Raw genomic sequence first — 12,726 nt, 5'->3', positions numbered from 1 at the left:
AATGACTATCACTGATGTTAAAAAGCCATGCTATTGGAAACAGCATAGCTTTTGTGACGATTAATAATTAGCCAATTTATTTATACAGTAATGATGGCTGTGACTGACTAACCACGCTTGCCCTCACGCTCAGCTTTGACCACATCAATAATCTTATTGATGACCGAACTATCAGCAAGGGTAGATAAATCACCCAGTCCGACATATTGTCCTGCGGCAAGGTTGCGTAAGATGCGACGCATAATCTTACCAGAGCGCGTTTTGGGTAACGCCTCAACGATATAGATAGCATCTAAGTTAGCAATTGGGCCAATCTCAGTGCGCACATGACGATTTAGCTCCGCTTTTAGCTGATCGCTGGCGACCTCGCCCATACTGAGAATAATAAAGGCTGCAATGCCCACACCGCGAATCTCGTGGGGCATACCAACGACGGCTGCTTCGACAGTAGAAGGATGCGCATCTACTGCACTTTCAACTTCTGCAGTACCTAAACGGTGCCCTGAAACATTGAGGACATCATCGACACGACCAGTAATCCAATAGTGCCCATCTTCATCGCGTTGTACCCCATCACCAGTAAAGTAATAGCCCGGATACTCAGTAAAGTAGGTCTCCAAAAAGCGCTCATGGTCATTATAAATAGTACGCATCTGTCCCGGCCAGCTATTACTAATAGCGAGATTGCCCTCAGCGGGACCTTCGAGTGCGGTGCCATCGGTATCGATAACTTGCGGTATGATGCCATATAGAGGGTTCATCGCGGCACCCGGTTTAAGCGCTACCGTACCTGGTATTGGGGCGAGCAAGATACCACCCGTTTCAGTCTGCCACCATGTATCTACGATTGGGCAACGACCACCGCCAACGACATCATAATACCAATCCCACGCCTCAGGATTAATGGGCTCTCCAACGGTACCGAGCAAGCGTAGACTTGAGCGATTAGACTCACGGACAAAGGTATCGCCCTCTTTCATCATCGAGCGGATAGCAGTCGGTGCCGTATATAAAACCGTAATTTTATGCTTATCGATAATATGACCAATCCGCGCCCATGTTGGATATTCAGGCACGCCCTCAAACATTACCGTCGTCGTGCCACTGGCAAGCGGCCCATAAGTGGAATAAGTATGACCGGTCACCCAGCCGACATCCGCTGTACACCAATAGACATCATCGTCTTTGATATCAAAGACATCACGGAAGGTTGATAGCGCATAAGTGATATAACCGCCAGTTGTATGCAGTACGCCTTTTGGCTTTCCGGTCGAACCAGAGGTATATAACAAAAATAATGGATCTTCGGCATTCATGACTTCAGGCTCGCACTGCTCTTGCTCGCCAGCGATTAAAGAGTGATACCAAACATCACGGCGACCACTCATTGGGATCGAACTACCTGTACGATGTACGACAATGACTTTTTCAACGCTATCAGTGCCATCCATATCTAGCGCACGATCGACATTGACTTTAAGGGGCGTATGCTTATTACCGCGCAGACCTTCATCAGCCGTAATCACGATTTTGGATTGACTATCAACGATACGGTTACCTAAGCTCTCGGCGGAAAAACCACCAAACACGACCGAATGCACCGCACCGATACGCGTACATGCCAGCATCGCTATCATCGCTTCAGGTATCATCGGCATATACAAGGTAACGCGATCGCCTTTTTTGACCCCAAGCTTACGCATAGCATTACCTAGGCGACAAACATCAGCGTGCAGCTCTTTAAAGGAGATAATCTTATGTAAAGAAGGATGATCACCTTCCCAAATAATAGCAGGCTTATAGGGGTTAGTTTTAAGGTGTCGATCGAGGCAGTTTACTGAGATATTTAGCTCACCATCCTCGTACCATTTAATACGAAAGTCGTCCAAATCATAACTGACGTTGCTAATGATAGTCGGCTTTTTTATCCAATCAATCAGCTCGGCACGCTCGGCCCAAAATGCATCAGTGGCCTCAGGTGATTCAACAGATCGTTTGTAGTCGTGAGCGTACTGCTCGGCGGTGGTATTGGCAGCGGCGATAAATTCAGCCGTAATAGGAAAAGATTTCTGAGTCATAAAATATTCCTTTTTTAATTATTATTATCTGCATAAAATATCGAAAATAAAAGATATTGAGAATAAAAAATACCGAGAATAAAAGAAAAAACTATCTAATAGACTGACTGAAACTGAAGCGATAACATTACTATCAGACAGTTATAATCGGCAGCTAATCAGTAACGACGGTGGTTGCAGACAACAGGCTATCATCTTCCATAATGAGTGATGCCTTGATTCTAGTTTGACAAATAAGAAGAAGTGATGCAAGACAGCAACTACTAATTACAACAATTCCAATGTACAGCTGTTTACTTATGTATTTATACGCTCTATTACTTTTGCAGCGCAAAAATTTGATAAGCATTTAACCCTTGTAACCATAGGTTAAATATGGACAATAGCCATACCAAATACATTTTTTTAAATGATATTTATATCAGCATATTCCTATAGTCGATACTAAATAAAATGGATACACGATAGTATGACGTGGTATTGGGACAAATTTTTTGTAGCCTCTGTCGGTGTAGGCACAGCAAGCAAGAAAAACTTGTCCCAATACCACTGTATCTTTTTTATATTGATCTGACTATATCATTGCTTCTACCTTATCTTTACGTTTGTTTAAAAGCAGCGCTTTATGGACCAAAACCGCCATGGACAATAACACCCATTACGATGTCATCATTATTGGCGCAGGGGCCTCAGGGCTATACTGCGCGCTCACCGCTGGTCGTCGAGGCCGTCGCGTATTGGTGCTCGATCATGCCAATAAAGTCGGCAAGAAAATCCTGATGTCGGGTGGTGGACGCTGTAACTTTACCAATTACTTCGTCGAGCCTGAACACTTTATCAGTGCCAATCCGCATTTTTGTAAGTCAGCTCTGAGCCGTTATCCCAGCTGGGAGTTCATTGGCATGGTTGAGAAACACAAAATTGCTTATCATGAGCGTGAGCACGGTCAGCTGTTTTGCGATGATTCAGCGCAAGATATCTTGACCATGCTTCTTGATGAATGCGCTTCAGTAGGTGTGCAGATACGCATTAATACTCAAATTGATAAGGTTAATGTCAGTATTAACGATGACAACGCGAACAAGAACAGCGCGCGCTTTAAGTTATTGACCTCTAAAAAGCTCAGTAAAAAAGATATCGCAAATAGCGTTAAACCCTCGCAAAACAAATATAGCTGTGAATCATTAGTCGTTGCCACTGGCGGCCTGTCTATTCCAACGATGGGTGCGAGTGGTCTTGGCTATGAGCTGGCACAGCAATTTGGGCATCAGCTTATGTCCACCGATGCCAGTCTTGTTCCCTTTACTTTCACTGATAAGACGGGCGAGCTCATCCGCGCCTTGTCTGGCATTAGCTTGCCAGTGATTGCCAGTAATGAACGCATCTCGTTTAAGCTGCCGCTCCTATTTACCCATCGCGGTCTATCTGGTCCTGCCATGCTACAGCTGTCCAACTATTGGCAGACGGGCGAATACATCAGTATTAACTTACTGCCTAATATCGATGTCACCACCCTTCTACTTGCTCATAAAAAATCACACCCCAAGCAGCTCATCCGTACCGTCCTGGCTGATTATACGGATAACGCTTTACCTAAAAAGCTACTTGTGGCTCTACAAACGACACTGTGGGACGATATTAAAGATAAAGAGCTTGCCAATATTAAAGATGAACGTTTAATTGAGCTTGGGGCTACTATTAATGGTTGGCAACTCAAACCCTCTGGTACGGAAGGCTATCGTACGGCTGAGGTCACGCGCGGCGGCGTAAAAACCGATGAGGTGTCTTCAAAAACGATGCAAAGCAACTTTCAAGACGGACTATACTTTATTGGTGAGGTGCTCGATGTCACAGGCTGGCTTGGCGGCTACAACTTCCAATGGGCTTGGGCAAGCGGCTTTGTCTGCGGTGAAGTGGTTTAATTAGTATAGTCAGTTCGAAATAAAATCGATACGTTAATCGCCACGTGCGACTGGTATAAATTTTCCTTGCTTGCTGCTATCACAGAGGCTACGAAAAATTCATCCCAGTCGCACTGTATCGGTTTTAAGGTAAACCCATTATAAGAAGTAATTTAAGCAGAAACAGCGCTTAACCTTGAGTTGATTTTGATTATAGCTTCTTAATGACAGCCTCTTGATAATTGTGTAGATATACACCATATATTACTTCATAGATGTAGATATTATTAATAGTAGTTAGTCTAATAATACTTCAAATAAATAAAATTACGAGGTGAAATATGCGTCAAATTAAACACATTCACGGCGATAAACCTTCGCATTGGGTCGGTGACGGTTTTTATGTGAAGCCCTTTATCAACTACTCTAACAGCACCCCTGACTTTAATTACGCTCATAGCGATCCGTTTTTGATGCTGGATTACAGCGAACCAATGAATTTTGCGCCCAATCCAAATTATGAGACCCAGCCACATGGTGTCGGTCAGCATCCGCACAAAGGGTTTGAAACGGTAACCATTGCTTATGAAGGCGAGATTAGCCATGCTGACTCAACCGGCGGTCGCGGTGATATCCTAAAAGGTGATGTGCAATGGATGACCGCAGGCCGTGGCATCATTCATGAAGAATTTCACTCGCCAAATTTTGGACAGCATGGCGGCGTCTTTAGTATGGTGCAATTGTGGGTCAATCTACCCAAAAAAGACAAGCTAACTGATGCTAAATATCAGACGCTTAAACGTGATGAGATGGCAGTCGTTCAGTTAACCGACAGCAATGACAATGCAATTGGTAAAGCGGCTATTATCGCAGGTGAGTTGCAAGGGGAAGCCGGTATTGCCTCTACCTTTACGCCAATCAACTTATGGGATATTGAGCTTGATAGCGAAGGATCAACGACGCTACAAGTGCCGAACACCCATAATGTTATGATATTGGTGCAACAAGGTAAGCTACTCATCAACGATACTCTAGTTGACGCGGGCAAGCTGGTTCAGTTTGCTGAGCCTACTGGAATAGACGCTAAAGATGAGCAGAATACTATTAATACAAGTAGCATCAATACAAGTACTACCGATACCATTACGTTAACTTATCAAGTGGACGGCAACGACTCTGTACCTGCTAAGCTGTTACTTATGAGCGGTGAACCTATTGGCGAGCCAGTAGCAGGTTATGGTCCATTCGTCATGAACACCCAAGATGAGATTCAACAAACCTTCCGTGATTATCAAACAGGTAACTTTGGCTAATAACTAAAACGTTTAACCATTAATACAAGCTTAAAAAAAGCCGCCTTACTGTCATAGTAAGGCGGCTCTTTATTGTCTTAACATTTAAAACTAAGCGTACACTTAAGCTTGTTTTTGATCCAAATACGGATAATCGGTATAGCCTTCAGCACCGCCACCGTAGAAACTCTCTGGATGCTGCTCATTGAGCGGAGCATCTTGACGGATACGTTCTGCCAAATCAGGATTGGCGATAAAATCACGACCAAAGGCGGCTGCATCGATATACCCTTCGCGTACGTTTCTTTCTGCTTTTTCGGCAGTATAACCACCTGCGGCGATAATCGTATTGTCAAAGGCATCACGAATACGCTGACGGAAACCATCGTTATATGGCGTACCACCTGCCCAATCAGGCTCAGATAGATGAAGATACATCAAACCGCGTTTGTTAATCTGTTCAACCAGCCAGATGTTATCATCTTCATCGTAGCCTGCTTCTACAGCGTTAAACGTGCCTTGTGGCGAAATACGTATACCGACGTGATCGTTATCCCAAGCCTCAACACAAGCGTCAACGACATCAAGGGTTAAGCGTGCGCGGTTCTCACGACTTCCGCCGTATTCGTCATCACGCTTGTTGGTTTGCTCAACCCAGAATTGATGCAATAGATAGCCATGTGCACCATGAACCTCTACGCCATCAAAGCCTGCTTCACGTGCCGTCTTGGTTGCATGAGCGAAATCTTTGATGACTTGCTTTATTTCATCAGCGGTGGCTGGGCGTGGTGGCGTCGTTTCAACGCGAATCGCTTGGTTGTCACTATCACGTAAAGAGGTGCGAGCACCGACTTCGACGTCTGATGCTGATATAGGTGCTTTGCCATCAGGCTGTACGCTTTCATGCGCCACAAGACCCGTATGCCATAGCTGTACGACGATTTTTCCGCCTTTAGCATGGACATTATCTACGATGGCTTTCCATGCGGTCATTTGATCTCTAGTATGGATACCAGGCGCACCTGCATAGCCTTTTGCTTGAAAAGAGACTTGCGTCGCCTCTGCGATGACCAAGCCTGCTCCTGCCGCACGCTGCGAATAGTATTCGCCTGCCAATGCAGTCGGTACATCGCCGGGCTCAACAGCGCGCAGACGAGTTAGTGGTGCCATAATAATACGGTTTTTTAGGGTTTGAGTGCCCATTTTTACTGGTTCAAATAAATTATCGTAAGCCATGGTATGCCTTGTTTGTTGTTATAAAAAATATGGGTAAAAGTGGTATTCATAACTATAAAGTAATTTACTGACAACTATGAAATCTTTATGAGTCATTAGGTCAACAAAATGTATGTTTGCTTAGTCAATAAGTAAGTGCCTATTGAATAAGAACCTGTATTGAACGACCGTTCTCTTTATAGGGGATATCTACTATTATTCAAGCAAGCTTTACAAACAGAAACACCTTTCCACATCTATTTAATGCTTAAAGAGGGCTACATTGGCTATCTCAAAAGACTATAAAATAGTAGAGTAAATATAAACAAACAATAGTTCTACATTAACTCATTAGGGGTTATCTATTCTTTGCATACTTAAGCCAATTTTTTGTATATTTGATAGGCAAAATAATTTTTTCAAAAAACTAAGATTAGTACTCTATTGAGTACTAAGAGGATGCAGTCTGTGCAAATGAACAAAACGACACTCATCATAGGTGCAAGCTTATTGCTTGGCATCACTGCTTGTCAGCCCCCTTCAGATAAAAACGATTCATCAGATACGACTTCAACGTCAGCACAATCTGTAGAGTCACCAAGTACCCAACCTCTCGTGGAAGCAAAAACGCCAAAAGCACTCACTAAAGCATTGGTAAAGTTATCTGAAAAAACATTAAAAGAGCAGCTCATTTGTACCAAGCTCGATGACACGATAAATGCTATTGATAATAAGAGTGAAATCGAAGATATTCATACAGTTCAGCGCCAAATAGATGCTTGCTTGCCAGTGGCTGACAACGCTGAGATACTGCGATGGCTAGAATACTACCAAGCGATGTATGGACGTTTTTTGAGTGCTGATAGCTCTATGGATGATGAAGCATTCTTCACCGTAATGGAAAATGTTGAACAAGATGGAAAATTGACGGTAGCACAATTAAAGCAGGTCAATCCTCGTATCCGATACCTTATTAGCTTAGTAAGGAGCAGAGCTGACGTTAGTGTAAGATATATGGGCGAAGGTCATTTTGAATTTCATCACGACCTAACGGCAATGGCTGATATGTTCACCCCCTATCTACCAGATGACCAAAGTGAATTTATCCAGCGGATGGCGCAAGACAACCAAGAGATATTTTGGTTCGATGCTGCGATTGCTATATCTCTTGAAGAATTGGTTGAACGTGCTGTATTTTGGGAAGATTTTATAAGCCGTTATCCAGATAGTAGATTCTATGATGATGCCAACGCTTTGTTAGATACCTATCGCTATCTACTCTTTTTTGGTTCAGAGAACGTTCAATGGATCGATGACGATATACGTAAATTCTATCTCTTAAAAGATGAACGCTTGATGATGCAGCTGGCTGAGCGTACTGACAGTCAACTGGCTGAAGATGTACAAAAACTCTTAGTATTTATGGAGCAGTCAGATAGCGAACGTCATCAGTTATACCCTGTACCTGATAAAGATGAAAACGGTCATAAAATAAACGAATGGGAAGTGGCGCCTTATCAATTAAATAAAGCGTTAGACATACCTTCGCTGCGTGATACAGTTAAAGATAGAAACTGTTTTAACGGGGTCATTTGTGTAGACGAGACTGGGCAATAATTACAATGCTCAAATATCGATAAACAGAATATTGATGTAAAAAAACTTATGCAAAAAAAAATTTAAGGAACCTAATGCGTATTGCCGTTTTTTGTGGATCAAGACAAGGATCAGATCCAAAGCATGTAGAAAAAACAATTGAGTTGGCTCAAGTAATGGCAATCAAGAAGCTGAATATCGTCTACGGAGGCGGTAAGATCGGGCTGATGGGTACACTGGCCGATACAGCCATCGCTGCTGGTGTGCATATCATCGGCGTTATTCCAGATCATTTAGCAGATAAGGAGCTGGCTCATACTGGAGTCAACGAGCTTATTTTGGTAAAAAGTATGCATGATCGCAAAACCATTATGGCAAATCTTGCCGATGGTTTTATCGCTCTACCGGGAGGTCCTGGAACATTAGAGGAAATTTCGGAAGTTTGGACTTGGGGCCAGTTAGGACTGCACAATAAACCTTGTGGCTTCCTAAATGTGAACGGTTATTTTGATGGCCTATTTACCTTTTTTGAGACCATGGTGACCAGTGGTTTTATGAAGCAAGAGTATCTGGATATGCTGATAATATCAGACGATATCATAGAACTCTTTGATAAAATGGCAGCTTATACGCCACCTAAACCTAAATGGACAACTTAACGCTAAGTAAAAACAGTCTAACGCTCCATAACTAAACCGTCTTTTTCCTAAATATAATTAATGACAAGTTCAAAGACAAATACGTACCAACCAATATCACTATTGAGCCAATAATCGCGCCCAAATCTAACGCTTCACCCAGCAATACATAACCAAAGAATATCGCAAAAATTGGAATGACTAAGGTAATACTCGTAGCTCGCATTGGACCAATATTTTTAATAAGCTGGTTCATAAAGATTAGTGCGATTGCCGTCGAAAATACCCCGATACAGATGACAGATACCCAAGCTTGTAGACTAATGCTCTTACCATACGGAAACGCATACAGGCCAATAGGTAGCATGACCATGCTCGCAATAATGGTCGAGCCAGCAGTGATAGCAATCGGTGATAAGCCTTGCAAATAATTTTTGGTAATATTTGCCCCGGTCGCATAACCGACGCAGCCCAATAGAGCATAGCCCATCGGCAATAATCCCGCCATCAGACTTGAGTCTTGATCACTACCAGCAAACAAGCTTTCACTCATCAAAATGACGACACCTACAAGACCGATAAACAAGCCAAGGATTTGTTTTCTTGAGAGCTTATCATTAAAAAACGTACTGGCGATAAAGCCACTCATCATAGGTACAGAGGCATTCAGCACCGCTAATACACCGGCGTTCACTGTCTGTGCTGAGAATGAAAACAGCACAAATGGAATGGCAGTAGAGAATAGACCAACAACGGTCAGTAGCTTCCAGTTTTCGCGAATGCCGCGTCGATTTTCTGAGCTGAGCAAAACGAAAACCAGCATGGTCAACCCTGCAAATAACACCCGTAGGCTTGCAAATGCTATCGAGCCAAACTCAGGCACACCGACGCGATAAAATATAAAAGACAGCGACCACATAAAAGAGAGGGTAAAAAAGATGATGAGGTCGCGTTTAGTCACTGGTTAATCCTATTAAGCGTTTAGACTACATTTTCTATAGTCAATCCACTATAAAAGTGTGACAGCGTTAACCTCGATTGAAGTATTAGATATACATCTGCACTCGGTTGCCTTGTACCACTTTTAAATTGAACCGACTATAAGTTTTGAAGAATGCTAAGTCGTAAAAAGTTATATTATTAAAAACATTATGTCGTTAAAAACGCCACGATGATAACTTTTTAATCGCTTGATAGGTGCTGTTTTATGTATTTGTCGGTAATTAATTATTTATAACTTTACTTTATCCAAGATAAAATCAATATCCTTGTCGCCGCGCCCTGATAAATTAACCAAAATCGTCTCATCAGGTGACATATCTTTGGCAACTCTCATCGCATAGGCAATGGCATGGGCGGTTTCCAAAGCGGGAATGATACCTTCTAATCGTGATAGCGCCATAAAGGCCTCTAGACACTCTGCATCTGTCGCCGACTCATAAGTCGCCAGCTGCATATCACGTAACAGCGAATGCTGCGGGCCAACGCCGGGATAGTCCAAACCAGAGGCAATCGAGTGTACGGGGGCTGGCTCGCCATCCTTATCGAGTAGCACATAGCACTTAAAGCCATGAATCTCACCTTTCACACCCAATGTCATCGTTGCAGCATGATTGGGCGTATCTAAACCCTCTCCAGCTGGCTCCACTCCTACTTTTTCAACGCTCTCATCGCCCAAAAAGCCACTGAATATACCGATAGCATTAGAGCCACCACCGACGCAGGCGACCACTTTATTAGGCAATTTACCAGTGGTATCTAAAAATTGTACGCGGGCTTCACGTCCAACGACTGATTGGAAATAGCTGACAATCTCAGGATATGGTGCAGGGCCCAAAGCTGAGCCAATGGCGAACATACTGCTATCAAGCTCATTAAGATAGGTCTCAAAGGCGCTGTCGACCGCTTCTTTTAGCGTCCCTGCCCCGCGTGATACAGGGACGATGTTAGCGCCCAATACTTTCATACGACTGACATTAGGATGCTCTTTTTTAATATCGACCACGCCCATATGAATCTCACACTCAAGACCCATCAATGCCGCTGCGGTTGCTAATGCCACCCCATGTTGCCCTGCGCCTGTCTCCGCGATGACTTTGGTTTTACCGAGCTTCTTCGCCAATAACACTTCACCCAAACAGTGATTAATCTTATGCGCGCCAGTATGATTTAGGTCTTCACGCTTAAAATAAATCTGCGCGCCGCCGCAATGTTCGCTTAAGCGTCTGGCATGAAATATCGGGCTTGGTCTGCCGACGTAAGTCTCGCGCAAACGCTTCATCTCAGCGATAAAATCTTCGTCTTTGATAATCTCACGAAATCCTACTTCGATTTCTTCCATGGCTTTGGCAAGTTCTGGATGACCTATTTTGCCACCGAACTCACCATATAAGCCCTCGCTACTCGGCAAAATAGAGTGATGTAGGCCATAGCTGTCTGTCGTATTTTCTGTTGTCATCGTTAAACCCTAGTATTTGAAGTTTTAGTATTTGAAAAATTATTCAAGCAAATTATTTTTATGGCGTTATAATAAGGCCATTGTATCTATGTTCTAGTACACTGAAACGTATTTTAAGTTAAGTCCTGTATGAGGTCAATAACTAGAATTGATTTGCACGTATTTATAGCAAACTTATCCCACTCTTAACTATCCAAAATCATCGGCGTAGGGTGCTTTTTAAGCACCAGTCAAACGTTGTAGTAGTGGTGCATGGAATGCACCCCACGATAGTCCATACTAAATTGAGAGTGAGATGAAACTATTAGAAGGAGTATTAAAATGCTACAAGAAGACATTCAGGCGAACAATCAGGCAAGCGACGCTTATGATTATCTACTAAAGCTATTGGTTGAAACTGATAATACAGAACGTCTATCAGCGATATTCGATGCGCTCATGACAGAAAAAGAGCAAACAGAGCTGGCTAACCGCTTAACCATATTTGCCTTACTACAGCAAGGCGTCACGCAAAGAGAGATTAGTGCAAAGCTAGGTGTAGGTATCGCCACGGTGTCGAGGGGAGCCAAGGTGTTTAGCCAGCATCAGGTTGATGAATTGCTACCTGATATTAGTGAGGGGATTAAGCGATAAAACCTGAATAGCAGATGCGTACTCGGCAAAGCGACCGATGAAGTTGGCCGCGTCGAAGGGCACGAAAACATCTACGTGCAAGACGGTGCGTTAATTCCCGGTAGCGCTAGCGTCAATCCGTATGTCTTTATAACGGGGCTTGCTGAGCGTAATATGGCGACTGTTTTGTAGGATGACTTTGTGTAGGTTGTTGGAGAATTTGTTGGATAAAGAATGCTTTTGAGGGTCGTTATTTTTATTTCAGATTTTTAGCTAATCCTGCTCTTAGCTACAAAACACTGTTAGACTTGTAAAACCCTCAGTAAAACTAATCTCTTACTATGCTACTCGAACATCAGAAAAATTATCGATCAAACTAACAGGGTAATTATTTAAACCTGACTTAATAGAGTTAAGCCAAAATTGACTCAAACTAGATGTAATCTGGGATTCACCAATATTAGCGAATGCCTTCGCTTCTTTAAGTGCCAAACCTTCATCATAGGGCTGTCCGGCTAAGAACAAACAATAAGCGAAAAGTCTCTGTAACATAGTAATTGCAGTATGACCTCTACTAATCTTAATGCATGTTTCTAAATCTGTAGAAGATACTATAGGAATATATTTTAAATATTGATTTTTAAAATTTATACTATGTATATCTCCCCTCAATGAACACCACTCTTCAATGTCTAGATTTATAATACCGTTTATACTTGAAAAGCTATCCCAGTAAATTTGTCCATTTGGATATGATGCCATTTTTAAATCCTTAGCTGTTAAACTTATGCAACTAATAATTTTAAATATTTGATTAAAATTATTTTGGAAAACATCTAAAGCTTCTGGCTTGAATTCAGAAGATGTGTGGCAACTTAACGCATTAGTGATATAGCCAAACCCATTTAAAAGTGTTATAAACTAATTATTAAACCT

General features: G+C 42.6%; 11 protein-coding genes. 6 read left to right on the top strand and 5 right to left on the bottom strand.

Features of this window, described 5'->3' with window-relative positions:
- Positions 1-107: 107 nt before the first annotated feature.
- Positions 108-2,078 (bottom strand): acetate--CoA ligase, encoded by a 1,971-nt coding sequence (gene acs, locus ACTQ9S_RS13075; protein WP_440455179.1) that lies wholly within the window; start codon positions 2,076-2,078, stop codon positions 108-110.
- A 641-nt stretch (positions 2,079-2,719) separates the two neighbouring features.
- Between acs and ACTQ9S_RS13070 the strand changes: the two genes are divergently transcribed.
- A complete protein-coding gene (locus tag ACTQ9S_RS13070) occupies positions 2,720-4,000 on the top strand; it encodes an NAD(P)/FAD-dependent oxidoreductase (protein ID WP_440455178.1) in 1,281 nt (426 codons plus the stop codon).
- 320 nt (positions 4,001-4,320) lie between these two features.
- Positions 4,321-5,292, top strand: coding sequence for a pirin family protein (locus tag ACTQ9S_RS13065; protein ID WP_440455177.1), 972 nt, complete (start codon positions 4,321-4,323; stop codon positions 5,290-5,292).
- A gap of 102 nt (positions 5,293-5,394) precedes the next feature.
- On the opposite strand, the gene ACTQ9S_RS13060 is transcribed toward ACTQ9S_RS13065, so the two are convergent.
- Positions 5,395-6,507, bottom strand: coding sequence for an alkene reductase (locus ACTQ9S_RS13060; RefSeq protein ID WP_440455176.1), 1,113 nt, complete (start codon positions 6,505-6,507; stop codon positions 5,395-5,397).
- A 447-nt stretch (positions 6,508-6,954) separates the two neighbouring features.
- Between ACTQ9S_RS13060 and ACTQ9S_RS13055 the strand changes: the two genes are divergently transcribed.
- Both ACTQ9S_RS13055 and ACTQ9S_RS13050 read left to right on the top strand, forming a co-directional pair.
- Positions 6,955-8,103 (top strand): hypothetical protein, encoded by a 1,149-nt coding sequence (locus ACTQ9S_RS13055; protein WP_440455175.1) that lies wholly within the window; start codon positions 6,955-6,957, stop codon positions 8,101-8,103.
- A gap of 74 nt (positions 8,104-8,177) precedes the next feature.
- Positions 8,178-8,741 (top strand): TIGR00730 family Rossman fold protein, encoded by a 564-nt coding sequence (locus tag ACTQ9S_RS13050; protein ID WP_350655613.1) that lies wholly within the window; start codon positions 8,178-8,180, stop codon positions 8,739-8,741.
- A gap of 31 nt (positions 8,742-8,772) precedes the next feature.
- Here ACTQ9S_RS13050 and ACTQ9S_RS13045 read toward each other — a convergent pair whose 3' ends face one another.
- Both ACTQ9S_RS13045 and trpB read right to left on the bottom strand, forming a co-directional pair.
- Positions 8,773-9,681, bottom strand: a complete 909-nt coding sequence (locus ACTQ9S_RS13045; protein ID WP_350655614.1) for a DMT family transporter — start codon at positions 9,679-9,681, stop codon at positions 8,773-8,775.
- A gap of 270 nt (positions 9,682-9,951) precedes the next feature.
- A complete protein-coding gene (gene trpB / locus ACTQ9S_RS13040; RefSeq protein ID WP_350655615.1) occupies positions 9,952-11,178 on the bottom strand; it encodes a tryptophan synthase subunit beta in 1,227 nt (408 codons plus the stop codon).
- Between the two features lie 321 nt (positions 11,179-11,499).
- Between trpB and ACTQ9S_RS13035 the strand changes: the two genes are divergently transcribed.
- The gene (locus tag ACTQ9S_RS13035) at positions 11,500-11,811 is read left to right on the top strand and encodes a Trp family transcriptional regulator (protein WP_440455174.1); all 312 of its coding nucleotides are present in this window, start codon (positions 11,500-11,502) and stop codon (positions 11,809-11,811) included.
- Between the two features lie 3 nt (positions 11,812-11,814).
- Positions 11,815-11,982 carry a GMC oxidoreductase gene (locus tag ACTQ9S_RS13030; RefSeq protein ID WP_440455214.1) on the top strand — a complete coding sequence of 56 codons (168 nt, stop codon included), beginning with the start codon at positions 11,815-11,817 and terminating at the stop codon, positions 11,980-11,982.
- Positions 11,983-12,129: 147 nt separating this feature from the next.
- On the opposite strand, the gene ACTQ9S_RS13025 is transcribed toward ACTQ9S_RS13030, so the two are convergent.
- The gene (locus ACTQ9S_RS13025) at positions 12,130-12,552 is read right to left on the bottom strand and encodes a hypothetical protein (RefSeq protein ID WP_440455173.1); all 423 of its coding nucleotides are present in this window, start codon (positions 12,550-12,552) and stop codon (positions 12,130-12,132) included.
- Positions 12,553-12,726 lie beyond the last annotated feature (174 nt).

Origin of the sequence: Psychrobacter sp. ASPA161_9, assembly GCF_051970275.1 — a bacterium.
Lineage (GTDB): Bacteria > Pseudomonadota > Gammaproteobacteria > Pseudomonadales > Moraxellaceae > Psychrobacter.
Note: the sequence above shows the minus strand (reverse complement) of the source record. Positions and strands in the feature narration are given on the sequence as shown.